Annotated in this window: 23 protein-coding genes; 10 read left to right on the top strand and 13 right to left on the bottom strand. The window is 67.7% G+C overall.

Going from position 1 to position 24,107, the window contains the following annotated elements; genetic code table 11:
- Positions 1 to 42 precede the first annotated feature (42 nt).
- Positions 43 to 966, top strand: a complete 924-nt coding sequence (locus ASC67_RS02445) for an HDOD domain-containing protein (protein WP_056314734.1) — start codon at positions 43 to 45, stop codon at positions 964 to 966.
- Between the two features lie 49 nt (positions 967 to 1,015).
- Here ASC67_RS02445 and ASC67_RS02440 read toward each other — a convergent pair whose 3' ends face one another.
- A complete protein-coding gene (locus ASC67_RS02440; RefSeq protein ID WP_056314732.1) occupies positions 1,016 to 2,107 on the bottom strand; it encodes a type II asparaginase in 1,092 nt (363 codons plus the stop codon).
- Between the two features lie 185 nt (positions 2,108 to 2,292).
- Here ASC67_RS02440 and galE point away from each other — a divergent pair, with 185 nt between their 5' ends.
- Both galE and ASC67_RS02430 read left to right on the top strand, forming a co-directional pair.
- Positions 2,293 to 3,300, top strand: coding sequence for a UDP-glucose 4-epimerase GalE (gene galE, locus ASC67_RS02435; RefSeq protein WP_056314730.1), 1,008 nt, complete (start codon positions 2,293 to 2,295; stop codon positions 3,298 to 3,300).
- A 112-nt stretch (positions 3,301 to 3,412) separates the two neighbouring features.
- Positions 3,413 to 4,267: a DMT family transporter gene (locus ASC67_RS02430; RefSeq protein ID WP_056315131.1), complete on the top strand. Its 855-nt coding sequence runs from the start codon at positions 3,413 to 3,415 to the stop codon at positions 4,265 to 4,267.
- A 21-nt stretch (positions 4,268 to 4,288) separates the two neighbouring features.
- Here the strand turns inward: ASC67_RS02430 and dusA are convergent, their stop codons facing one another.
- Positions 4,289 to 5,374, bottom strand: a complete 1,086-nt coding sequence (gene dusA, locus ASC67_RS02425) for a tRNA dihydrouridine(20/20a) synthase DusA (RefSeq protein ID WP_082535778.1) — start codon at positions 5,372 to 5,374, stop codon at positions 4,289 to 4,291.
- 288 nt (positions 5,375 to 5,662) lie between these two features.
- Here dusA and ASC67_RS02420 point away from each other — a divergent pair, with 288 nt between their 5' ends.
- Complete coding sequence (locus tag ASC67_RS02420; protein ID WP_082535777.1) at positions 5,663 to 6,490, top strand: methyltransferase; 828 nt, start codon at positions 5,663 to 5,665, stop codon at positions 6,488 to 6,490.
- A gap of 31 nt (positions 6,491 to 6,521) precedes the next feature.
- Here the strand turns inward: ASC67_RS02420 and ASC67_RS02415 are convergent, their stop codons facing one another.
- From ASC67_RS02415 to rimP, 9 genes are all read right to left on the bottom strand, one after another.
- Positions 6,522 to 8,039, bottom strand: a complete 1,518-nt coding sequence (locus ASC67_RS02415) for a capsule assembly Wzi family protein (protein ID WP_082535776.1) — start codon at positions 8,037 to 8,039, stop codon at positions 6,522 to 6,524.
- A gap of 169 nt (positions 8,040 to 8,208) precedes the next feature.
- The gene (locus ASC67_RS02410; RefSeq protein ID WP_056314723.1) at positions 8,209 to 8,448 is read right to left on the bottom strand and encodes a hypothetical protein; all 240 of its coding nucleotides are present in this window, start codon (positions 8,446 to 8,448) and stop codon (positions 8,209 to 8,211) included.
- Positions 8,449 to 8,518: 70 nt separating this feature from the next.
- Positions 8,519 to 9,412: a DMT family transporter gene (locus ASC67_RS02405; protein WP_056314721.1), complete on the bottom strand. Its 894-nt coding sequence runs from the start codon at positions 9,410 to 9,412 to the stop codon at positions 8,519 to 8,521.
- Positions 9,413 to 9,428: 16 nt separating this feature from the next.
- Complete coding sequence (gene typA, locus ASC67_RS02400; protein ID WP_056314719.1) at positions 9,429 to 11,261, bottom strand: translational GTPase TypA; 1,833 nt, start codon at positions 11,259 to 11,261, stop codon at positions 9,429 to 9,431.
- Positions 11,258 to 12,268 (bottom strand): tRNA pseudouridine(55) synthase TruB, encoded by a 1,011-nt coding sequence (gene truB / locus ASC67_RS02395; RefSeq protein WP_056315129.1) that lies wholly within the window; start codon positions 12,266 to 12,268, stop codon positions 11,258 to 11,260. The genes typA and truB overlap by 4 nt, the downstream gene beginning before the upstream one ends.
- Positions 12,269 to 12,284: 16 nt before the next feature.
- Positions 12,285 to 12,677 (bottom strand): 30S ribosome-binding factor RbfA, encoded by a 393-nt coding sequence (gene rbfA, locus ASC67_RS02390; protein WP_056314717.1) that lies wholly within the window; start codon positions 12,675 to 12,677, stop codon positions 12,285 to 12,287.
- Positions 12,678 to 12,757: 80 nt separating this feature from the next.
- Complete coding sequence (infB, locus tag ASC67_RS02385) at positions 12,758 to 15,610, bottom strand: translation initiation factor IF-2 (RefSeq protein ID WP_056314716.1); 2,853 nt, start codon at positions 15,608 to 15,610, stop codon at positions 12,758 to 12,760.
- A 61-nt stretch (positions 15,611 to 15,671) separates the two neighbouring features.
- Positions 15,672 to 17,150: a transcription termination factor NusA gene (gene nusA / locus ASC67_RS02380; RefSeq protein ID WP_056314714.1), complete on the bottom strand. Its 1,479-nt coding sequence runs from the start codon at positions 17,148 to 17,150 to the stop codon at positions 15,672 to 15,674.
- Positions 17,147 to 17,680, bottom strand: a complete 534-nt coding sequence (gene rimP / locus ASC67_RS02375) for a ribosome maturation factor RimP (protein WP_056314711.1) — start codon at positions 17,678 to 17,680, stop codon at positions 17,147 to 17,149. The genes nusA and rimP overlap by 4 nt, the downstream gene beginning before the upstream one ends.
- A 249-nt stretch (positions 17,681 to 17,929) precedes the next feature.
- On the opposite strand from rimP, the gene fabI reads away from it, so the two are divergent.
- Positions 17,930 to 18,715, top strand: coding sequence for an enoyl-ACP reductase FabI (fabI, locus tag ASC67_RS02370; protein ID WP_056314709.1), 786 nt, complete (start codon positions 17,930 to 17,932; stop codon positions 18,713 to 18,715).
- Positions 18,716 to 18,761: 46 nt separating this feature from the next.
- Here the strand turns inward: fabI and ASC67_RS02365 are convergent, their stop codons facing one another.
- A complete protein-coding gene (locus ASC67_RS02365) occupies positions 18,762 to 21,023 on the bottom strand; it encodes an arginine/lysine/ornithine decarboxylase (protein ID WP_056314707.1) in 2,262 nt (753 codons plus the stop codon).
- Positions 21,024 to 21,186: 163 nt separating this feature from the next.
- Here ASC67_RS02365 and ASC67_RS02360 point away from each other — a divergent pair, with 163 nt between their 5' ends.
- The 5 genes from ASC67_RS02360 (at position 21,187) to ASC67_RS02340 (ending at position 23,881) form a co-directional block, all read left to right on the top strand.
- Positions 21,187 to 21,615 carry an NfeD family protein gene (locus tag ASC67_RS02360; protein WP_056314705.1) on the top strand — a complete coding sequence of 143 codons (429 nt, stop codon included), beginning with the start codon at positions 21,187 to 21,189 and terminating at the stop codon, positions 21,613 to 21,615.
- 34 nt (positions 21,616 to 21,649) lie between these two features.
- Positions 21,650 to 22,567 (top strand): SPFH domain-containing protein, encoded by a 918-nt coding sequence (locus tag ASC67_RS02355; RefSeq protein WP_056314703.1) that lies wholly within the window; start codon positions 21,650 to 21,652, stop codon positions 22,565 to 22,567.
- A 7-nt stretch (positions 22,568 to 22,574) separates the two neighbouring features.
- A complete protein-coding gene (locus ASC67_RS02350) occupies positions 22,575 to 22,931 on the top strand; it encodes a DUF2237 family protein (RefSeq protein WP_056314701.1) in 357 nt (118 codons plus the stop codon).
- 153 nt (positions 22,932 to 23,084) lie between these two features.
- Complete coding sequence (locus tag ASC67_RS02345) at positions 23,085 to 23,486, top strand: hypothetical protein (RefSeq protein WP_056314699.1); 402 nt, start codon at positions 23,085 to 23,087, stop codon at positions 23,484 to 23,486.
- Positions 23,486 to 23,881, top strand: a complete 396-nt coding sequence (locus ASC67_RS02340; RefSeq protein ID WP_156466621.1) for a hypothetical protein — start codon at positions 23,486 to 23,488, stop codon at positions 23,879 to 23,881. The genes ASC67_RS02345 and ASC67_RS02340 overlap by 1 nt, the downstream gene beginning before the upstream one ends.
- Positions 23,882 to 23,918: 37 nt before the next feature.
- Here the strand turns inward: ASC67_RS02340 and ASC67_RS20440 are convergent, their stop codons facing one another.
- A complete protein-coding gene (locus ASC67_RS20440) occupies positions 23,919 to 24,086 on the bottom strand; it encodes a hypothetical protein (RefSeq protein ID WP_156466620.1) in 168 nt (55 codons plus the stop codon).
- Between the last annotated feature and the right edge of the window lie 21 nt (positions 24,087 to 24,107).

Genomic DNA, 24,107 nt, shown 5'->3' with positions numbered 1-24,107 from the left:
ACCCGGCCGGTCACCCCCGTAGCCAGATCGGGAGCGGCGCCGTTGCAGGTCGCCGAAACGCCGCCGTCGCCGTCCATCGTCTTCGGTGGCACGCCGCTGCCGCTGCTGCCCTGGCTGCTGGGACAAGGTATGGACGCCGGCCGTCCCGTGGACGCCGAGACCGAGCGGCACGCACTGCATCTCATCGACGAACTGCTCGCGAGGCCCGGTGCGCCGATCGACCTGATGCCCCGAGCGCGCGCCGTGATCCCGCAACTGATGGCGATGCTGCGCCGGGACGACCTGGCACTGAACGCGCTGGCCCAGCAGGTCGGCCGCGACCTGGTGCTCACCGCCGAGGTGCTGCGCACCGCACGCAGTGCCGCTTACGGCGGACGCGACGAGCGCCTGGACCTCCCGCAGGCGCTCGGCCGCCTCGGCGTGGTGGGCCTCAATGCGGCGATCGCCCGCGTGGTGCTGCGCCCGCTGTTCGAGACCTCGGGCGACGGCCTGTTCGCACGCACCGGCACCCGGTTGTGGGCGCATTCCGAATCCAAGGCACAGCATTGCAGCGCTCTGGCGTCGGCCGGTGGGATCAGCGCGTTCGAGGGCTATCTGGCCGGGCTGATGCACAACAGCGGCTGGACCGTGGCGCTGCGAGAACTCGACCGCAGCGGCCTGTTCGAGCCACGCGTCGAAGCGGCTGCTCGGACGCTCTCTACCCCGCACGCCGACGTGCCGGCCCCGGCCCTCAGCGACACCTTCTCCATCGCACTGCAACTGCGCTGCGACGCCTTGTTCGGCAAGGTGGCCGCCACCTGGCGTATCACCCCCACGCTGACCGCGGTGGCCGAGTCCGCCGCGTCGCCGGGCGGTCTGGCCGCCAGCGACGTGCCGCTGGCCGCACTGCTGCGGCAGGCCGACGTGCTGGCGAGCAGCGAGGTCATCGGCCTGCAGCGCGCCGAGCCGGCCACCGTTGTTGCCTGAACGGCGGCAACCGGGCCGGCCATTGCAGCCGGTCGACCACCAACCCGTTTCAGTATTCCCAGAAGATCCGCTGCAGGTCCTTCGAGCTCGCGCCGCGCGTCAGCGCCACCGCAGCCAGGATCTTGGCCTTCTGCGGGTTCAGGTCGTGCGCGACGACCCAGTCGTACTTGTCGTCGGGCTGCTCGGCGTTGCGGATCACGAAGCCGTCGGCCACGCGCGAGGAGCGGATCACCTGCACGCCCTGGGCACGCACGCCCTTGAGCTTCTCGACCGCGTAGTTGGGCACCGAGCCGTTGCCGGTGCCGGCATTGATCACCGCCTTGGCGCCCGAGCGCAGCACCGCGTCGTACAGCTCGGTCGTCATGTTGCCGTAGCCGTAGACGATGGCCACCTCGGGCAGCGCCTCGATGCTGTCGATGTCGAACTCGCTGTTCACCGTGTGGCGCTTGGCGGGCAGCCGGAACCAGTAGGTCTTGCCCTCCACCGCCATGCCGAGCGGCCCCCACTGGCTGCCGAAGGCGCTGGTCTTGATGTTGATGCGCTTGGCGACGTCGCGGCCCGAATGGATCTCGTCGCTCATCACCACCAGCACGCCCTTGCCGCGCGAGGCCGGGTCGGCCGCGACCACCACCGCGTTGTAGAGGTTGAGCATGCCGTCGGCCGACATCGCCGTGCCGGGCCGCATCGAGCCGACCACGACCACCGGCTTATCGCTGCGGATCACCAGGTTCAGGAAAAACGCGGTTTCCTCCAGCGTGTCGGTGCCGTGGGTGATGACGATCCCGTTCACCGCCGGGTCGCGCACCAGCTGCGAGACCCGCTTGCCGAGCTGGACCAGCTTCTCGTTGGTGAAGCTTTCCGAGGCGATCTGGAACACCTGCTCGCCGCGCACCTGGGCCACGTCGGCCAGCTCGGGCACGCCGGCGATCAGCTTGTCCACCGGCACCTTGGCAGCCTGGTAGGACGCGCTGTTGGTTGCGGCCGCGCCCGCGCCGGCGATCGTGCCGCCGGTCGCGAGCACCACCACCTGCGGCTTCGCCGCCGCGGCCTGCGCATGGGCTGCCGGCGCACCGACGCCGATCAACGCGACCACGGCCAGTGCGCGCAACACCGTGCCGAGCTTGAAGAAGCTTTCGTTCATGGGACTCCCCTGAGGCAACAAGACCACCCGAAATGGGTGTAGGCCGGACTCGGGAGCAAGTGCCATGCCCCCAGGCTGACTTTTGCCACATTGACACAATCGACGGCCCGGCACAATGGCCCGGTTGCCTGCCGCTGCAGCGGATCTGCCGCGATGGGCCCTCGACGATCGACAGGGAGCAGCAATTGATACTCGTGACCGGCGGCACTGGCTTCATCGGCTCGCACACCAGCGTGGCGCTGGCGAACGCGGGCCATGACTTCGTCATCCTCGACAACCTCAGCAACAGCCAGCGCGACGTGCTCGACCGCCTGGCACCGCTGTGCGGCAAGCGGCCCGCTTTCGTGGAGGGCGACGTGCGCGACGCGGCCACGCTGGACCGCGTGTTCGCGCAATACCCGATCCGCGCCGTGATCCACTTCGCCGCGCTGAAGGCGGTGGGCGAGTCGGTGCAGAAGCCGCTTGCGTACTACGAGAACAACATCACCGGCACCCTGCGGCTGCTGGAGGCGATGCGCCGCGCCGCGGTGCACACGCTGGTGTTCTCGTCGTCCGCCACCGTCTACGGTGATCCGGCCTCGGTACCGATCCGCGAGGACTTCCCGCTGTCGGCCACCAATCCCTACGGCTGGACCAAGCTGATGGTCGAGCAGATCCTCGCCGACCTGTCGAAATCCGAGCCGCAGTGGCGCATCGCGCGGCTGCGCTACTTCAACCCGGTCGGCGCCCACGAGAGCGGCCAGATCGGCGAAGACCCGTCGGGCATCCCGAACAACCTGATGCCCTATGTCGCGCAGGTGGCGGTGGGCCAGCGGCCGCAGTTGCAGGTGTTCGGCGGCGACTACCCGACGCCCGACGGCACCGGCGTGCGCGACTACATCCACGTGATGGACCTCGCCGAGGGCCACGTCGCGGCGCTCGACAGCCTGGCCCGCGAGCCCGGCCTGCTGACGGTGAACCTGGGCACCGGCCTGGGCATCTCCGTGCTCGACATGGTGGCGGCCTTCGAGAAGGCCAGCGGTCGCCCGGTGCCTTACCGCATCGTCGATCGGCGGCCCGGCGACGTGGCCGCCTGCTGGGCCGATCCGGCGCTCGCGCTGCAGCGGCTGGGCTGGCGCACCCGGCGCGACCTCGAACAGATGTGCACCGACGCCTGGCGCTGGCAGTGCCACCGGGCAGCGCAGTCGGCGTGAGGCCGGCGCTGCTCCGCGCCCTCTGCGCGTGAGCGCCGGACCGTCCTTTCCCCACCCGGCGAGCAGTGCCCACCGCGTGCCGTGGTGGGCCTACGCCAGCCTCGGCGCCAGCATGGCGCTGGTCGGCAGCTACGTCGGCCTGTCGAAACTGCTGGTCGCGGTGTTCCCGGTCCTGCTGCTGGCCTGGCTGCGCTTCGGCATCGCCGCCATCGCGATGGCGCACTGGGTGCGCCGGGCCGCCGACGAGCCGCGGTTGAGCCGGCACGATCGCTGGCTGCTCTTCCTCGAGGCCTTCTTCGGCAACTTCCTGTTCTCGGTATGCATGCTGTTCGGCGTGGCGCTGAGCTCGGCCCTGGCGGCCGGCGTGATCATGGCGGCCCTCCCGGCCGTCGTGGCGCTGCTGTCGTGGGCCGGGCTGCGCGAGCGCATCGCGCCGCGCGTGGCCGGCGGCATCGGCTGCGCGGTGGCCGGGATCGCGCTGGTCTCGCTCGGCCAGGCCGGCTCCGAAGGTGACGACAGTTCGCTGCTCGGCAACACGCTGCTGCTGGGTGCCGTGTTCTGCGAGGCGCTCTACGTGGTGATCGGCAAGAAGCTCACCGGCCAGCTGAGTGCGCGCCGCATCAGCGCCCTGGTCAACCTGTGGGGCCTGGCGCTGGTGACGCCGTTCGGCCTGTGGCAGGCCTGGCAGTTCAACTTCACGGCCGTGCGAAGCGGCGTCTGGGTGCTGCTGCTGTTCTACGCCCTCGCGGCCAGCGTGGCCACGGTGTGGCTGTGGATGACCGGGCTGAAGCACGTGCCGGCGTCGTCGGCCGGCGTTTTCACGGTACTGCTGCCGGTCAGCGCCGCGGCGGTCGGCGTGCTGCTGCTGGGCGAACAGGTCAGCAGTACGCAGCTCGGCGCCTTTGCGTTGGCACTGGCCGGCGTGGTGCTGGCGACCTGGCCGGCACAGCGGAACGCCGCGTCCTGAACCGAAAGGCCCGCGGCGCCGTCAGGCCGCCGCCGTGACCTCGCTCATCGCCGGCCGGCGGCGCGCCTGCTCCGACACCACCTCCGGCGGCTCGTTCTTGAGCCGGTGATCCGACCAGACCTGACGCCAGCGCCGGGCGCCGGGCATGCCGTTCCACAGGCCGAGCATGTGGCGCGATACGCGCGACCAGGGCTCGCCCTGCAACAGCTGAAGCTCCATGTAGCGCACCATCGCCGCCTCGACATCGGTGCGATCGCGCTCGAGCGGTGCGTCGCCGAAGAAGCGTGCATCCCAGCCGGCCATCAGCCAGGGATGGTGGTAGGCCTCGCGCCCGAGCATCACGCCATCGACCTGCGACAGATGCGCCGCGATCTCGTCGTTGGTCTTGACGCCACCGTTCAGCACGATCGTCAACGCCGGGAAGTCGCGCTTTAGCCGGTAGACCCACTCGTAGCGCAGCGGTGGCAGCTCGCGGTTCTCCTTCGGGCTGAGGCCCTTCAGCCAGGCATTGCGTGCATGCACCATGAAAACCTCGCAGCCGGCAGCGGCCACGGTGCCGACGAAATCGCGCACGAACTCGTAACTCTCGGTCCGGTCGATGCCGATGCGGTGCTTCACAGTGACCGGAATGCTCACCGCGTCGCGCATGGCCTTCACGCCGTCGGCCACCAGATCGGGTTCGGCCATCAGGCAGGCGCCGAAGGCACCGCGTTGCACGCGTTCGCTGGGACAGCCGCAATTGAGATTGATCTCGTCATAGCCCCAGCGCTCGCCAAGCTTCGCGCAGGCCGCCAGATCGTCGGGCTCGCTGCCCCCCAGCTGCAGCGCGACCGGATGCTCCTCGGGCCCGAAGTCGAGGTGCCGCGGCACGTCGCCGTGCAGCAGCGCACCGGTGGTGACCATCTCGGTGTAGAGCCGCGTGCGACGCGAGAGCAGCCGGTGGAAATGGCGGCAATGGCGATCGGTCCAGTCCATCATCGGCGCAACCGACAGACGCCACAGACTCCGCCGTTGATCTGAAAAGAGTTCTCGTTCCACTTGGGCTGCCCCAGAGAGCCGCGTGCAAAGAAGAGGATCACTCAAGGGATGCACGCTCAATGCCTGCATTGTCCCAGTTGCACAGCTCCAAGTGACCATCCACAGCAAGGCGCGGCCATGCGGGGTGAATGACGGCGACCGATCGGACTTTGCGCACTCTTGCGCGACTGCTCCTTTCAGGCCCGGCGGCTCTGCGCACCGCTATCGCCGCCACGTGGGCCTCGTTGCTACTTGGCGTCCGCAGAGTGACAAGGGCCTGACGAGCATCTGACGTGCAACTGCGCGTCAGCCGAAAAACCGGAGAACTCGGTAGCCTATTTGCAGGCTAAAACTACTCCGCGCATTTCAAATGCGGGGATGACTATTGCCTGGTATTTCAAGGAAATAATCATGCAAAGTTTTCAACCGTGGGCTCTGCCATCCCTGCCGGGAGAGAGCGACGCCGAATTGCAGGTGCGCCGCGATCAAGCATACTTCCAGCGGGAAATGATCGCCAACAAGGGCTGGCTGGAGCGGCTCGGCGTCGAACTGCCGTTCGGCGGCAAGAGGATTCTCGAGATCGGCTGCGGACATGGTGCGCTTTCTGTGCACGCGGCTCAGTCCGGGGCCTCGTCGGTGCTGGGAATCGATCTTGACGACGATCGCATCGCGTTCGCCAGTTCGAACGTCAGAAGCAACTACGGGAAACTGCAAGAACACGTCCGCTTTCGAACGATAGATATTGCAGATGTGCAGGGCGAATTTGATCTGATCATCAGCAAGGATACCTTCGAGCACGTCGAGCAACTCGATGCGATGGTCGGTCACATCTATCGCCTGCTGGCCCCTGGAGGAACGTTGGCAGCTGGTTTCTCTCCTTTCTATTTCAGTCCTTGGGGCGACCATGGCCGATTCAGGTTAAAGCTGCCATGGCTGCACGTCATACTGCCGGAGAAATGGATATGCCAAAGAGTATCGGCGCAGTGCGGGAAAACCATTCGATCGGCCATGGATCTGGGCCTCAACAAGCTCCGTCCCGACCAGTTGCAACGCTACATAACATCGCGCGACTGGGCTGCCACCGAGATTCGCTATAACCGCGGGCGCAGTCCTCTGCTTCCAGTGTTCAACGTCCTGCGGAAGATCGCGCCGCTGGAGCGCTTCTTCACGGTGGGGGTCTACTTCCGCGCCATCAAGAAGGCCTAGCTGTTGCGCTTCACGCCGGCCGCCTCAGGATTCATGGATCCGCGCCGTCGCCCAGCATCATGTCCATCGTCAGCCCGACACGCACATCGTGCGAGGTCCCTGCCGGCGCGCTCAGGCGCAACCAGCCGAACTCCGGCGTGAACCGCAGCCGTCCCCACGTCATCTCCCTGCGTGCGGTCACACCCGTCAGACGGCCCGACGTCTGCGGATCGCGATCGGCCGCGCTGAAGCTGCCGATCCGCGAGCCGATGCGGCCGTGGTACAGGCGCAGCGTCGCGTCCCAGTCGGTGTTCAACCATCCCAGCGCCAGCAGCCGGGAATCGGGGCCACTGCCGGCGCCCAGCCAGCGATGGGCGCTGACGTAGCCTTCCGGGTAGGCGTAGTTGCGGTAGGCGCAGGGTCGCGTGCCCGTGCGAAGCACGGGCATCTTGCAGCCTGATTCCAGCAGTTCGGCGAACCAGCGGTGCCGGCCTGCACCCGACCAAACCTCGACGCCGTACAGCCCGAGGTAGCTCGAGGGCAGCCCGCCCGCCTCGTCCTCGCCGATCATCTGCAGGTAGGCCGCGCAGTTGAGCCAGGAAGGACAGCGCAACCGGGCATCGACCCCGGCCAACTGGTTGGCCGGGTCGCGGGCCCGCCCGGCTTCGTCGCTCGGGTTCAGGCCCGTCCCGGTCAGCGCGTCGAAGAAGCTGCCCAACGAACGCCGGCGGCCCTCACCGCCCCACTGCGCGGTGCGGGTCAGGCCGATCTCCAGCGGTGCCCAAGGCCGCAGCGTCAGGCGCATGCCGATGAGGTAGGGATCGGCCGGCACGTCGACATCCTCGAGCTGCGCGAGCAGGAACTCGAAGTTCCATGGGCCGAGCCAGGCCAGCCAGGGCGATGCGGAGGTCGAGGCCGAACTGCGTTGCACGCCCACGCCGTTGAGCGCCGGCGCGTTGTCGCTCAACGCGAGGCTGCTTTGCCAGCCGGGCCCCCACCAGCTGCGCCGGGACCAGGCCTGGAACTGCACGCCGAACAGTTCGGTGGCGACCGCCGAGCCCTCCAGGCGAAACGTGGCGGCCTCGCTGCGGCCGACGGCTGCGCGCTCCGCGCGGACCCCGAGCTGCGCCGCCACCCGCGCGCCCTCGAAAGCCGGGGAGCGGAACGACGCAGCGCTGCCCGGCGTCGCGTCCTCGCCGAAGCCCGCCAGGCGTTCACCCGGGTTGCGCAGCGCGAGCGTCATACTGGCGCCCGCGGCATCCTGCAGTTCGTTCAGCACCTGCCGGCGTGCGTCCTGCAGCGCCGGGGCCAAGTCGGATGGCAGGCGATCGAGCGCGTGTCGCACCGCATGCCGCGGGAGTGGCCATTGCGTAAGCGTGAGATCCAGTCCGGCTTCGTCGACCAGCCACTGCAGCCAGTGTCGGGCCTGGGCGCTCGGCGTCCAGGGCAAGGACGGCTCGGAATGAGCCGCTCCTGCCAGCACGAGAGCAGCGACGGCCAGGATCGCGCGCCGAGCCCGCACCGGCGGCCGTGGCCCCCCGGCCTGCACTCCGAATGCAGCGGCCTGCATGCTGATTCTTCCGATCTCCGAAGCAATGGCGGCACGTGAGGACGCCGGCTATGCTGGACAGCGCACCTCGTGCAGCGCACGGCGCATGCTGTGGCGGGCGCCCCGGGCTGTCGAGCCCCAGTTTCAATCGCTCACGGAACGACACCTCGAGACGCAAGCCATGGCCGGCTCAGACATCGAGCATGTAGACCCGCGCGGCATGGCGCTCGCTGTCGCTGTGGCCGGCGAGCGCCTCCTCCCACGGCTTGCCGGCGGCGTCGTTCGTGGGCGCCAGCCCGCTGGTCATCACGACCACCTCCTCCGACGACGCATCGAACTCGGCGAGCTGCCGTCGCTCGGCATCGAACAACCGCGCCAGCATCGCACCGTCCGACTCGATCATCACCAGGAAACGGGCGGGCTTCTGCATCTCGGCGGCTCCAGCGGCTTGGTCTTGTCGCCAGCCTAGCAGTTGCGCGCCACGCCGAGGCTCGGGACTTTCAGCGCCGCTGCCTCAGCGCGAGTGCTTCGTTGACGACCAGCGCGCCGAGCACCAGGGCACCACCGGTCAGCGTGCTCGGCCCCGGCCGCTCGCCGGCCCCGAGCCAGGCCCAGGTCACGCCGAACAGCACCTCGAGCAGGCCCAGCAGCGCAATCTCCGGCGCCGGCAGTTCGCGCGTCAGCCTCACCACCAGCAGGCAGGGAATGGCCAGTTGCACGGCGCCCAGCAGGCCGAGCAACCCGAGATCGTGACCCGAGGCCTGCAACGGCCAGGCGAGCGGCAGCGCCACGGCCGCAGAGAGCAGCGCGCCGATCAGCACGGCCGGCAGCATGTCCTGTGAGGTCGCGGCCGCCTCGTCGGGGTCGCCGGGGCCATGGCTGGCGTGCTGCAGCACCGTCCAGTTGGTGGCCGCCGCCAGCGGCACGGTCAGCGCGATCAGGGTGCCCGACAGCGACAGGCCCGCACCGGCCTCCCGACCGAACATCCAGGCGATGCCGCCGCCGCCGATCGCGATCGCGATCCAGGTGCGCGCCGGCAGCCGGTGATGCAGGAAAAGCCGTGCGAACAGCGCCGTGATCAGCGGGCCGATCGCCATCGTGACCAGCACGTTAGCCACGGTCGTCAGCGTGATCGCCACCATGAAGGCGGTGAACATCGTCGCCCAGCACAGCCCGGACGCCCACACCGGCCAGGGCGCGTGCAGCAGGCCGCGCCACAGCGCCGCACCGCGCATCGCGCTCAGCGCCACGGTCAGCGCCAGGGCATTGAACAGGCTGCGCCAGAACGTCACCTCGAAACTGCGCGCCGCGTCGAGATGGCGCGTGACGACACCGGCGATGCTCCACAGGAGCGTCACCACGATCATCAGCGTGACCGCACGTCCGTGTGTCATCGACCCCGGCAAGGACTCAAGCGACTTCGCGCGATGCACGCTTGCGTTCGTGCTCCTTCAGGTGGCGCTTGCGCAGCCGGATCGACTTCGGGGTGATCTCCACCAGCTCGTCGTCGGCGATGAACTCCACCGCGTACTCGAGCGACAGGATGATCGGGGGCGTGATCTTGATCGCGTCTTCCTTGCCGCTGACGCGGAAGTTGGTGAGCTGCTTGGCGCGCACCGCGTTGACCACCAGATCGTTGTCGCGCGAGTGGATGCCGACCAGCATGCCTTCGTACACCGGATCGCCGGCCTTGACGAACATGCGGCCGCGGTCGTCGAGCTTGCCGAGCGCATAGGTCACGATCTCGCCATCGTCCTGGCTGATCAGCACACCGTTCTTGCGGCCCTCGATCTCGCCCTTGTAGGCCTCGTAGCCGTCGAAGATGTTGCTGATGAGCCCGGTGCCGCGGGTCAGGTTCATGAACTCGTTGGAGAAGCCGATCAGGCCGCGCGCCGGAATGCGGTACTCCAGGCGCACGCGGCCCATGCCGTCGGGCTCCATGTTCACCAGGTCGGCCTTGCGCAGGCCCAGCGCCTGCATCACGCCGCCCTGGTGCTGCTCCTCGACGTCGGCCGTCACCAGCTCCATCGGTTCCTGGCGTTCGCCGTCGACCTCGTGGAACACCACGCGCGGCTTGCTCACCGCGAGCTCGTAGCCTTCGCGGCGCATGTTCTCCAGCAGGATGGTCAGGTGCAGTTCGCCACGGCCCGAGACCTCGAAGATGCCGTCCTCGTCGGTGTCCTTGACACGCAGCGCCACGTTGCTCTGCAGCTCGCGGTCGAGGCGGTCGCGCAGCTGGCGACTGGTGACGAACTTGCCTTCGCGGCCGGCCAGCGGCGAGTTGTTGACGCAGAAGTTCATCGTCAGCGTCGGCTCGTCCACTTCCAGCATCGGCAGCGGCACCGGATCGTCGATGTCGGTCAGCGTGACGCCGATGCCGATGTCCTCGATGCCGTTGATCAACACGATGTCGCCCGGGCCGGCCTCGGTGGCCTGCACGCGTTCCAGGCCATCGAACTTCAGCACCTGGTTCACGCGCGCCTTGAACGGGATGCTGTCCTCACCGGAGAACACCGACACGTCCTGCATCGGCTTGAGCGTGCCCTGGTTGATGCGGCCGATGCCGATGCGGCCGACGAAGGTGGAGTAGTCGAGCGAGCAGATCTGCAGCTGCAGCGGGCCTTCCGGATCGCCTTCGTGCGGCGGCACATGCTCGAGCACCGCATCGAACAGCGGCGCCATGTTCGTGCCGACCTCGCCGGGCGTCGTCGACGCCCAGCCGTTCAGGCCGGATGCGTAGATGATGGGGAAGTCGAGCTGCTCCTCGGTGGCACCGAGCTTGTCGAACAGGTCGAAGGTGGCGTTGATCACGTAGTCGGGCCGGGCACCGGGGCGGTCGACCTTGTTGACGACGACGATGGGCTTCAGGCCCAGCGCCAGCGCCTTCTTGGTGACGAAGCGGGTCTGGGGCATCGGGCCTTCCACCGCATCGACCAGCAGCAGTACCGAGTCGACCATCGACAGCACGCGCTCGACCTCGCCGCCGAAGTCGGCGTGCCCCGGGGTATCGACGATGTTGACGTGGGTGCCCTTCCACTCGACGGCGCAGTTCTTCGACAGGATCGTGATGCCACGCTCCTTCTCGATGTCGTTGCTGTCCATCACGCGCTCGGCGACCTTCTCGTTCTCGCGGAAGGTGCCGCTCTGGCGCAGCAGCTGGTCCACGAGCGTGGTCTTGCCGTGGTCGACGTGCGCGATGATCGCCACGTTGCGGATCTGGCGGGCGTTGTTGCTGGTCGTCATGTCATGCTCACTTGCTTGGATTCGGTAACGGGTACGTCGGTCACGGTGTCGGCGTCGATCAGTGCCTGCACCTCGGCCGGGCTCAACAGCCGGCCCGGGATCAGTTCGCCAGCCTTCACGTGGGCGCTGCCGAGGAAGGCGCGCGGCTCGGGTCCGTAGACCCGCACGGCCGTGCAGTCGCCGGCGTCGACGCGGCGACGCAGGCCGGACAGGAAGCGGCCGGCTTCGTCGGCCACCAGTCGCACGGCCGGCCAGTCGGCCAGCAGCACGTCGGGCGGCAGCAGGCGCTGCTCGCGCAGCGCTGGGTCGAGCGCCTGCAGCGCGTCGATCGTGATCGCGCCATCGAGCCGCACCGGCCCGCTGGCTACGCGGCGCAGCGCGCCCAGGTGCGCACCACAGCCGAGCGCGCAGCCCAGGTCTTCGGCGAGCGTACGGATGTAGGTGCCCTTGCTGACGCAGACCTCGATGTCGAGCTCGTCACCTTGCCAGCGCAGGATGTCCAGTCGATGAATCGTGACGCGCCGCGGCGAGCGCTCGATCTCGACGCCGGCACGCGCGTATTCGTAGAGCGCCTTGCCCTCGTGCTTGAGCGCCGAATGCATCGGCGGCAGCTGCATGGTCTCGCCGGTCAGGGCGGCGCAGGCGGCCCGCAGCGCCGCATCGTCGAAGGTGACCGGACGCGTCTCGATCACCTCGCCCTCGCCATCGCCACCGACGCGCGTGACGCCGAGCTTCAACGTCGCGCGGTAGGTCTTGTCGGCGTCCAGACTGGCCTGAGAGAACTTGGTCGCAGCGCCGAAGCACAGCGGCAGCAGGCCGGTCGCCAGTGGATCGAGGGTGCCGGTGTGCCCCGCCTTCTCGGCGCGCAGCATGCCCTTGACCTTCTGCAGCGCGTCGTTGCTCGACCAGCCCAGCGGCTTGTCGAGCAGCAGCACGCCGTGCAGCGCACGGCGCGGTGCGCGCGGCTCGCGCGCGGCTTGCGGCGCGCGGCGGGGCGGACGGTTCAACGCGACCGGGTTCACGTCAGGCCTCGGGGGTACCCGTTTGATCGTCCGCGTCCTTCGCCCGGGTGGCGTTGGCCTGGTGGATCAGCGCGTTGAGGTCGGCTGCGCGCTCGGTGGTGCGGTCGAACTGGAAGTGCAGCGTGGGCACGGTGTGGATCTGCAGGCGCTTGAACAGGCTGTTGCGCAGGTAGCCGGCGGCCTCGTTCAGCGCGGCGGCGCACTCCGCCGGGTCACCGATCAGCACCGAGAAGAACACCTTCGCGTGCGCGTAGTCGGGCGTGACCTCGACGGCCTGGATCGTGACCATGCCGATGCGCGGGTCCTTCAGCTCGCGGATGAGCTCGGCCACGTCGCGCTGGATCTGGTCGGCCACGCGCAGGCTGCGGTTGGGAATGGCGCGCTTGTGCTTCATGATGGGCTCCTGGACGACCCCTCAAGCACGAACCCCGCCGACTTTCGAGGGCGGGGTCCGGGCACGAGGCCAACTCCGCCTTACAGCGTTCGGGCGACTTCCTTGATCTCGAAGACTTCCAGCTGGTCGCCCTCTTTGATGTCGTTGTAGTTCTTCAGCTTGATGCCGCACTCGAAGCCTTCCTTGACCTCGCGCACGTCGTCCTTCATGCGGCGGACCGATTCGATCTCGCCGCTGTAGACAACCACGTTCTCGCGCAGCAGGCGGAAGCGTGCGTTGCGGCGCACGATGCCGGAGGTGACCATCGAGCCGGCCACGGTGCCGATCTTCGAGGCCACGAACACCGTGCGGATCTCGGCCGTGCCGATGAGCTCTTCCTTCTGCTCCGGCGCCAGCATGCCGGTCATCGCCGACTTGATCTCGTCGACCGCGTCGTAAATGATGTTGTAGTAACGCAGGTCGACGTTGTTGCCCTCGGCCAGCTTGCGCGCACCGGCATCGGCCCGCACGTTGAAGCCGATGATCACGGCCTTCGACGCGATGGCCAGGTTGACGTCGCTCTCGCTGATGCCGCCGACGGCCGCGTGCACGATCTGCACCTTGACCTCGGCCGTGCTGAGCTTGAGCAGCGACGCGCCCAGCGCCTCCTGCGAACCCTGCACGTCGGCCTTGATGATGAGCGGCAACGTCTGCACCTCGCCCTGGCCCATGTTCTCGAACATGTTCTCGAGCTTGGCGGCCTGCTGCTTGGACAGCTTCACGTCGCGGTACTTGCCGGAACGGAAGGTGGCGATCTCTCGCGCACGCCGCTCGTCGGACAGCACCATGAACTCGTCGCCGGCCTGCGGCACTTCGGTCAGGCCCTGGATCTCGACCGGGATCGACGGGCCGGCTTCGGTGGTGGCCTTGCCGTTCTCGTCGAGCATGGCGCGCACGCGGCCATAGGTCGAACCGGCCAGCACCACGTCGCCACGCTTGAGCGTGCCCGACTGCACCAGCACGGTCGCGACCGGGCCGCGGCCCTTGTCGAGTTGCGCCTCGATGACAAGGCCCTTGGCGGGCGCGGCCACCTGGGCCTGCAGTTCCAGCACCTCGGCCTGCAGCAGCACCTGCTCCAGCAGATCGTCGATGCCCTGGCCGGTCTTTGCCGACACCTGCACGAACGGCGAATCGCCGCCGAAGTCTTCCGGCACGACCTGCTCGGCGATCAGCTCGCTGCGCACGCGCTCGAGGTTGGAGCCGGGTTTGTCGATCTTGTTGATCGCCACGATCAGCGGCACCTCGGCCGCCTTGGCGTGGTGGATCGCTTCCTTGGTCTGCGGCATCACGCCGTCGTCGGCTGCCACGACCAGGATCACCAGGTCGGTGGCCTTGGCGCCGCGCGCCCGCATCGCCGTGAAGGCCTCGTGGCCCGGGGTATCGAGGAAGGTGATCATGCCGCGCGGCGTCTCGACGTGGTAGGCGCCGATGTGCTGCGTGATGCCGCCGGCCTCGCCCGCCGCCACACGCGTGGTGCGGATGTAGTCGAGCAGCGAGGTCTTGCCGTGGTCGACGTGGCCCATCACCGTGACCACCGGAGCGCGCGGCTCCAGCGGCACGTCGGTCACTTCCACGTCTTCCTCGAGGAAGGCGTCCGGGTCGTCAAGCTTGGCCGTGAAGGCCTTGTGACCCATTTCCTCGACCAGGATCATGGCGGTTTCCTGGTCGAGCTGCTGGTTGATGGTGACCATCTGACCCAGCTTCATCAATTGCTTGATGACCTCGGAGGCCTTGACCGACATCTTGTGCGCCAGGTCGGCGACGCTGATGGTCTCGGGCACGTGCACTTCGTAGACCTGCGCCTCGGCCGGTGCGGTGAAGGTCGACGGGTTGTCGCCCCGATCGCCACCGCGGCGCCCGCCGCGCGGTGCCTTCCAGCCACCGCGGCCGCCGGCATCGGGACGTGCTCCGCCGCGCAGCGCAGCGCGCTTCTTCGCGGCGTCGTCGGCCCAGCTCGACGACAGCTTCTCGGACTTGACCGACTTCTTGTCGCCCGGCTTGGCGGCGCCCGCCGCACCTGCCGCTGCCGGAGCGCCCGGCTTGGCGGTGGGCTTGTGGATCGTGCCCTTGATGCCTTCGGCCGGCTTCGGCTCCTCGGGCTTCTTCGCCACGAGCACCTTCTTCGGCGCGTTCATCATCGCGCGGATCGCCGAAGCCTCATCTTCGGCTGCCTTGCGGCGCTTGGCGAGGTCGGCGGCCTTCTGCTTCTCTTCGGCTTCGATGTCGGCGGCCTTCACCACGCGCAGCGCGGGCTTGGGCGGCTCGGCCGGCGCGGCCACCGTCGGTGCAGCAACCGGCGCAGAGGCCTTGGTATCGGTCGCGGCAGACGCTTCGGCCTTCGCGGCGACGGGTTCGGCGGCTGCTGCCGCCAGCGCGGCCGCAGCGGCTTCGGCCGCGGCACGCTGGCGCGCCTCGGCGGCCTCGCGCTCGGCCTGCTCCTGAGCCTCGCGCGCGCGGCGCTTCTCGGCCAGATCCTCTTCCTGGCGACGCAGCAACTCGGCCTGACGGCTCGCTTCTTCCTCGCGCTTCTGCAGTTCGGCTTCGTCGATCACCGACGCGGCGGCGCTCGACTCTTCGGTGGCGGCGGGCGCATCGTCGCGCTTGATGAAGGTGCGCTTCTTGCGCACCTCGACCTGGATGGTGCGGGCCTTGCCGGAGGCGTCGGCCTGCTTGATCTCGGTGGTCGACTTTTTCGTCAGCGTGATCTTCTTTCGCTCGGCGCTCCCGGTGCCGTGCGAAGAGCGCAGGAAGTCGAGCAGGCGCTCCTTGTCGGCTTCGGTCAGCGCGTCGTCCGTGGACGCCTTCGCGACGCCAGCGGAGTGAAGCTGCTCGAGCAGCGCCGCGGCCGGGCGATTCAGCTCGGCGGCAAACTGTGCGACGGTAGTCACAGCCATTGTGGAGTGTCCTTGGTGTATCGGTGCGAACGGTGATGCGGAGTGCGGTTCAGGCGGCGCTTCAGGCGGTGAACCAGTGCTCGCGCGCCTTCATGATCAGGGCCTTGGCCTGCTCGTCGGCCACACCGGTCAGCTCGGTCAGCTCGTCGACCGCGAGATCGGCCAGGTCGTCGCGCGTGTGGATGCCGCCTTCGGCCAGCTTGGCAATCAGCTCGGCGTCGAGGCCGTCGAGGTCGCGCAGATCCTGCGAAACGCTCTCGAGCTTCTCTTCCTGGGCGATCTCCATCGTCAGCAACGCGTCCTTGGCCCGCGTGCGCAATTCGTGGACGGTGTCCTCGTCGAAGGACTCCATCTCCAGCATTTCCTGCAGCGGCACGTAGGCCACTTCCTCGAGGCTGGTGAAGCCCTCGGCGATCAGGATGTCGGCGACTTCGGCATCGACGTCGAGCTTCTCGACGAACAGCTTGCGGATCGACTCCGATTCGGTGGCCTGCTTGTCCTGCGACTCCTCGGCACTCATGATGTTGATGCGCCAGCCGGTCAGTTCGGAGGCGAGGCGCACGTTCTGACCGCCGCGACCGATGGCGATGGCGAGGTTCTCCTCGTCGACCACCACGTCCATCGCATGCTTTTCTTCGTCGACGACGATCGACTGCACGTTGGCCGGCGCCAGCGCGCCGATCACGAACTGCGCCGGGTCGGCCGACCACAGCACGATGTCGACGCGCTCGCCGGCGAGTTCGTTCGTGACCGCATTGACGCGCGAACCGCGCACGCCCACGCAGGTGCCGATCGGGTCAACGCGCTTGTCGTGAGACAACACGGCGATCTTGGCGCGCGAGCCAGCGTCACGGGCGCAGCTCTTGATCTCGAGCAGGCCCTGCTCGATCTCCGGCACCTCGTGGCGGAACAGTTCCATCATGAAGCCGGGCGCGCTGCGCGACAGCATGATCTGCGGCCCGCGCTGCGTGGTGTCGACCTCGGTGATGTAGGCGCGCACGCGGTCGCCGGTGCGCAGGTTCTCCTTGGCGATCAGTTCGCTGCGCTTCAGCCGCCCCTCGACCCGGCCGCTCTCGACGACGAGGTCGCCCTTGTCGAGGCGCTTGACGGTGCCGACGAAGATCTTGTCGCCACGCGACAGGAAGTCGTTGAGCAGTTGCTCGCGCTCCGCGTCGCGCACCTTCTGCAGGATCACCTGCTTGGCGGCCTGCGCACCGATGCGGCCGATCGACACAGAATCGATGGCCTCCTCGATGTAGTCGCCTTCCTCGATGTCCTCGAGGCGATCACGCGCGTCGGTCAGCAGTTCCTCGGCGTCCGGGTTCTGCAGGCCGGCACTGTCGGGCACGACGAGCCAGCGGCGGAACGTCTCGTATTCGCCGGTGTCACGGTCGACCGACACGCGGATGTCGACCTCGCCGCCATGCAGCTTCTTGCTCGCCGAGGCGAGCGCCGCCTCGACAGCCTCGAACACGACGTCGCGCTCGACACTCTTCTCGCGAGCGATCGCATCCACAAAGTCCAACAGATCGCGGTTCATTGTTCGTAACCTCCGGGTACCTGCGCCGCGGGCTCGGCTTGCTCCTTGCCCTTGCGGCCCTTGAAGTCCACGACCGGCACGAGCCGGGCGTCGCGGACTTCCTCGAGCGTGAATCCCAAGACCTGATCCTGCTTGCCGTCGTTGAAATGCAGTTCCCAGGCGTCACCGGCGGCTGCGAGCACGCCCTGGTACTTCTTGCGGCCCTGGAACGGCAGCTTCAGCGTGATGTCGATGCGCTCGCCGGCGAAGCGGGCGTAATCGGCCGGCTTCTTCAGCGGACGGTCCAGGCCGGGTGAGGAGACCTCGAGCCGCGAGTAATCGCAACCCTCGACCTCCAGCACGTACTGCAGCTGGCGGGTCACCTTCTCGCAGTCCTCGACCGTCACGAACTCGCCCGGACCGCTGTCGTAGGCCTGGCCCGGCATCCGGTCGATGAACACGCGCAGCAACCCCTGCGAGCCCCGCTCGCATTCCACCAACTCATAACCGAAACCGGTCACGGTTTTCTCAACGGCTGCCTGCCAAGTCATCGACTGAACGTTCCCGGGTTGAAACCCGCTCCCAATGGACTGCAAAAGAACGACTGCAAAAAGAATCGAACAAAAAAAAAGGGCTGGAATCTCCGGCCCAATTTCTTGTCTGGCGAAATCTGGTCTAGCGAAGGGGGGATTGTAGCGTGGGCACGCATTACCGGCAAGCATCGGGGGTGTCAAGAGCCCGACGGGAAGGCCCCGCCGTGCCAGAATTTCGGGCTGCAAACAGTGGGATGGAGACACGACATGGGCTTTCTCGCCGGCAAGCGGCTGCTGATCACCGGACTGCTGTCCAACCGCTCGATCGCCTACGGCATCGCCCGCGCCTGCAAGCGCGAAGGCGCTGAACTCGCGTTCAGCTACGTCGGCGAACGCTTCAAGGGGCGAACCACCGATTTCGCCCGCGAGTTCGACTCCAGCCTGATCTTCGACTGCGACGTCGCCGACGATGCCCAGATCGATGCGATGTTCCAGCAGCTCGCGCTGACCTGGCCCCAATTCGACGGCTTCGTCCACTCGATCGGCTTCGCACCGCGCGAAGCGATCGCCGGTGATTTCCTCGACGGCCTGAGCCGCGAGGCCTTCCGCATCGCCCACGACATCTCGTCGTACAGCTTCCCGGCGCTGGCGAAGGCCGCGGCGCCGATGCTGACGCCCAAGGCCGCGCTGCTGACCCTCACCTACCTGGGCGCCGAGCGCGTGGTGCCCAACTACAACACCATGGGCCTGGCCAAGGCTTCGCTGGAGGCCAGCGTGCGCTATCTGGCCGGCAGCCTGGGTCCCAAGGGGGTGCGCGTCAACGGCATCTCGGCCGGCCCGATCAAGACGCTGGCGGCCTCGGGCATCAAGGGCTTCGGCAAGATTCTCGATGTGGTGGAGAACAACGCGCCGCTGCGTCGCAACGTGACGATCGACGACGTCGGCAACGTCGCGGCCTTCCTGCTCAGCGACCTGGCGGCCGGCGTGACGGCCGAGATCACCTACGTCGACGGCGGCTTCAGCCGGGTCGCCAGCGGCATGGCCGACGCCTGAGTCTTGCCGCTGGCGGTGATCGATCGATCGCCGTCGGGCCCCGATCTCACTGCTGCACGCAGTCCACGGCGTAGCGGCGCTCACCGCTGTCGAGTTCCTCCTCGACCAGGCCGTGCACGTCGGTGTCGAAGCCGGGGAAGCGGCGGTTGAAGTCGCGGGTGAAGCGCAGGTAGTCGACGATCTTCTTGTTGAAGCGCTCGCCGGGGATCAGCAGCGGGATGCCCGGCGGGTAAGGCGTCAGGAGCGAGGTCGTGATGCGCCCTTCCAGGCCCTCGATCTCCACCCGCTCGGTCTTGCGGTGCGCGATGTGGGCGTAGGCCTCGCTGGGCTTCATCGCCGGCTGCAGATCGGACAGGTACATCTCGGTCGTCAGGCGGGCGATGTCGCCCTTGACGTAGGCCTCGTGGATGCTCTGCGCCAGGTCGCGCAGCCCCATGCGCTCGTAGCGCGGGTGCGCGGCGCAGAACTCCGGCAGGATGCGCCACAGCGGTGCGTTCTTGTCGTAGTCGTCCTTGAACTGCTGCAGCGCGGTCAGCAGCGTGTTCCAGCGGCCCTTGGTGATGCCGATCGTGAACATGATGAAGAACGAGTACAGCCCGGTCTTCTCGACGATCACGCCATGCTCGGCCAGGAACTTGGTGACGATCGAGGCGGGGATGCCGGTCTTGGCGAACTTGCCGGCCACGTCCAGCCCCGGCGTCACGATGGTCGACTTGATCGGGTCGAGCATGTTGAAGCCTTCGGCCAGCGGGCCGAAGCCGTGCCACTTGGCGTCGGCCTTGATCATCCAGTCCTCGGGCTTGCCGATGCCGTCCTCGGCCAGCTTGTCGGGGCCCCAGACCTTGAACCACCAGTCCTTGCCGAATTCCTTGTCGACCTTGCGCATCGCGCGCCGGAAGTCGAGCGCTTCCTGGATGCTCTCCTCCACCAGCGCGGTGCCGCCGGGCGGCTCCATCATCGCCGCCGCCACGTCGCAGCTCGCGATGATCGCGTACTGCGGCGAGGTCGAGGTGTGCATCAGGTAGGCCTCGTTGAACAGGTGCCGGTCGAGCTTGGTGTTCTGCGCGTCCTGCACCAGCACCTGCGAAGCCTGGCTGATGCCGGCCAGCAGCTTGTGGGTCGACTGGGTGGCGTAGACCACCGCCTGCTTCGGGCGCGGGCGGTTCTTGCCCATCGCGTGGTAGCTGCCGTAGAACTTGTGGAAGGCCGCGTGCGGCAGCCAGGCCTCGTCGAAATGCACCGTGTCGATCCAGCCGTCGAGCAGGCCCTTGATCGTCTCGGTGTTGTAGAGCACGCCGTCGTAGGTGCTCTGCGTCAGCGTCAGGATGCGCGGCTTCACGGTGGCCGGGTCCACGTGCGCGAGCAGCGGGTTGGCGGCGATGCGCTTGCGGATCGCCGCCGGCTCGAACTCGGCCTTCGGGATCGGGCCGATGATGCCCAGGTGGTTGCGCGTCGGAGGCAGGAACACCGGCACCGCGCCGGTCATGATGATCGCGTGCAGGATGGACTTGTGGCAGTTGCGGTCCACCACCACCACGTCGTCGGGCGCCACCGTGTGGTGCCAGACCATCTTGTTGCTGGTGCTGGTGCCGTTGGTGACGAAGAAGCAGTGGTCGGCGTTGAAGATGCGCGCTGCATTGCGCTCGCTCTGCGCCACCGGGCCGGTGTGGTCGAGCAGCTGGCCGAGTTCGTCGACCGAATTGCAGACGTCGGCGCGCAGCATGTTCTCGCCGAAGAACTGGTGGAACATCTGGCCGACCGGGCTCTTCAGGAAAGCCACGCCACCGCTGTGGCCGGGGCAGTGCCAGGAGTAGGAGCCGTCCTGCGCATAGTCGACCAGCGCCTTGAAGAACGGCGGCGCCAGCCCGTCGAGGTAGCTCTTGGCCTCGCGGATGATGTGGCGCGCCACGAACTCCGGCGTGTCCTCGAACATGTGGATGAAGCCGTGCAGTTCGCGCAGCACGTCGTTGGGCAAATGCTGGCTGGTGCGGGTCTCGCCGTACAGGTAGATCGGGATTTCCAGGTTCTTGCGGCGGATCTCGCGGATGAACTGCCGCAGGTTCAGCACCGCTGGCGCCAGCTCGGGGCCGTCGTGGGTGAACTCGTTGTCGTCGATCGACAGGATGAAGGCGCTGGCGCGGCTCTGCTGCTGGGCGAACTGGCTCAGGTCGCCGTAGCTGGTGACGCCCAGGATCTCGAAGCCCTCCTTCACGATCGCGTCCGCCAATGCGCGAATGCCCAGGCCGGAGGTGTTCTCGGAGCGGAAGTCCTCGTCGATGATGACGATGGGGAAACGAAAGTGCTGCATCTGGAGGCCTCCGGCGGGCGCTGCTGGCGGGACCACCCCGCTCAAGGAAGCGCGGAGTTTAGGGCTACATGCGCGACAGCCCGATGAGCCAGGGCGCGAAACTCTGCGTCGTACACTGAATGCAACATTGTTCGTCAGACGCAAGCGCATCCGAGGAGGCCCGATGGACTGGAGTGCCGCCACCTGGTGGTGGATCGCGAGTGGCGCGCTGATCGCGGCCGAGCTGACCACCGGCACCTTCTATCTCCTGATGCTCGCGCTGGGCTTCGTGGCAGCGGCCTTCGCCGCGCATACCGGCCTCGGGTTCAGCGTGCAGCTGCTCGTGGCGGCGCTGGTGGGCGGTGGCGCGGTGATTGCCTGGCACCTCAAACGCCTGCGTCGACCCGCGGCCGCGGCGGCCGGCGCCGACCGCAACGTCAACCTTGATATCGGCGAGCGCGTGCACGTCGTCGAGTGGCAGTCCGACGGCTCGGCCACCGTCAGCTACCGCGGTGCCCAATGGAGCGCGCGTTACGCCGGCGACGGGGCTCCGTCGCCCGGCGAGCACGTGATTCGCGCCATCGATGGCTCCCGGCTGCTGCTGGTTCGCTGATCCCTGATCCCCTTTCCTCCTTCCGAGACGCCTCATGGAAATCGTCGCCATCGTCTTCTTCGTCATCGCCATCATCTTCATCGCGCGCTCGATCAAGGTCGTGCCTCAGCAGAGTGCCTGGGTCGTCGAGCGGCTCGGCAAGTACCACGCGACGCTGGTGCCCGGCCTGAACTTCCTGGTGCCCTTCGTCGACCGGCTGGCCTACCGGCATTCGTTGAAGGAAATCCCGCTGGACGTGCCGAGCCAGGTCTGCATCACCAAGGACAACACCCAGCTCACCGTCGACGGCATCCTCTATTTCCAGGTCACCGACCCGATGCGCGCCAGCTACGGCGCGTCCAACTACATCATCGCGATCACGCAGCTGGCACAGACCACGCTGCGCAGCGTGATCGGCAAGATGGAGCTCGACAAGACCTTCGAGGAGCGCAATGCCATCAACGCCGCCGTGGTCCATGCGCTCGACGAGGCGGCGCTGAACTGGGGCGTCAAGGTGCTGCGCTACGAGATCAAGGACCTGACGCCGCCGGCTGCGATCCTGCACTCGATGCAGGCACAGATCACCGCCGAGCGCGAGAAGCGCGCGCTGATCGCGGCGTCGGAGGGCCGGCGCCAGGAGCAGATCAACATCGCCACCGGCGAGCGCGAGGCCTTCATCGCTCGTTCCGAGGGCGAGAAGCAGGCCGAGATCAACAACGCGATGGGCGAGGCCGCCGCGATCACTGCGGTCGCCGAGGCGACGGCCGGTGCGATCCGGCAGATCGCCGCGGCCATCCGCGAGCCCGGTGGCGAGCAGGCCGTGCAGCTGAAGGTGGCCGAGCGCGCGGTCGATGCCTACAGCCAGCTCGCGCAGAAGAACAACACGATGATCGTGCCGGGCAACATGAGCGAGGTGTCGGCGCTGATCGGCACGGCGATGACGCTGTTCAACAAGGGTGTGCCGACGAAGTGAAGCGCCCATGGCCCTGAACGTGCTCGGCGAGACGCTGCGCGCCTGCTCCTACGATCCGCTGACCGGCTACTTCCGCGATGGCTGCTGCAGCACCACCGCCGAAGACCTAGGCACGCACGTGATCTGCACCCGGGTCACGGCCGCCTTCCTCGCCTTTTCACGCGAGCGCGGCAATGACCTCGCCACACCGCGGCCCGAGTGGCGCTTTGCGGGCCTGAAGCCGGGCGATCGCTGGTGCCTGTGCGCGCTGCGCTGGAAGGAGGCGCTCGAGGCGGGTGTCGCGCCGCCAGTCGTTCTGGACAGCACGCACGAACGAGCGCTCGCTTACCTCACGCTGGAGCAGTTGCAGTCGCACGCCCTGTGAGCGGCCGGTCGGTCGCCGCGTCCGCGTAGGCGCATTCCGACAAGCATCCTGCCCGACCGCCGACGGCCCGCGCTGACCCGCGCCGGCAGGAAAACCCTGACGCGCTGGTTACGCTTTCCCATGTCAACGATCACGTGGGAAAGGACCCTGCGTATGCAAGAAGAAATCCATCATCAACCTCTGGAACTGCAGATCGCCGCCATCCGGGCGGCAGAACCTGCCATCGACGGTGCCGCCATCTTGTTGAAGGCCGACGCCCTGCTCGCGGGCGAACGTCGGAGCCTGGCCATTGCGATCATGAGCGACCTCGCCCCCCTGGTCGCCGTGACCCTGCTGGCGAAGGCCGCCGAGGCCGGAAGCGTGCCTGGTGAAGCCAACGCGCCGCCCATCCCGCCGGCGCTCAAGTGCCTGGGCATCGGCGTGGTGGCGGCGCAGGACCCGTCGCGCCTGCGTTTGCACATGCAGTTCGACAACGGCCTGATGCTGCCGGCCGAGATCTCCACGGAGGCAGCCCGGGCGCTTGTCCGGGGGCTCGAGTCGGAACTGAAGACCTGATGCGCGGCTCCCCCATCAGAGCCACCCCACCATCGGGACGCGTCGACGACAGCGATCACCGAAGCTTCGACATCGCGGCCATGCCCGCTTTGCCTGGAGTTTCGATGTCCCTGTCACACGCCAAGGCGCGCCCGTTCGGCGCGAGTGACCCACCGACCGCGCCCGCATCGGCCAACAACAGCGACGCTGAACCGGAATCCGCGGGGTGGCTGGCTTCCTCGTTCGACCTGAAATTCGGCCTCGACGTCTGCGAGCACCCCTTGGACAGCCTGCCCAGCGATCAACTGGAGGTCCTGATCCAGCAGAGCGTCGATCGGGAGCGCGCGGCGTCGAGCATCGACAACGTGCGCGCCGAGCAGCGCCGAAACCAGCGTCGCAGTGCGGACCGCGGCTGAAGCGTTGCCGAGCTCGGATCGACCGTCCTGCGAAGGTTCAGCGCTTCTGCCTCTTGAAGGCGTCCTGCAACTCACCGGGCAGGGTGTCGATCGGGTGCTCGATCACAGTGAGGCCGCTGCGCAGCTCGAACGTTGAATCGATCCAGTCGCCCTCTTCGGCCTGCTCGGGCTCGCTCAGATCGAGGTCGACCGCCAGCGAGGTCAACGGCCGGATCGGCTTGGCAGG

The organism is Methylibium sp. Root1272 (assembly GCF_001425905.1).
In the GTDB taxonomy this organism is placed as follows: domain Bacteria; phylum Pseudomonadota; class Gammaproteobacteria; order Burkholderiales; family Burkholderiaceae_C; genus Methylibium.
The sequence above is the reverse complement of the archived record's forward strand: the minus strand, read 5'-3'. Positions and strand labels throughout refer to the sequence as shown.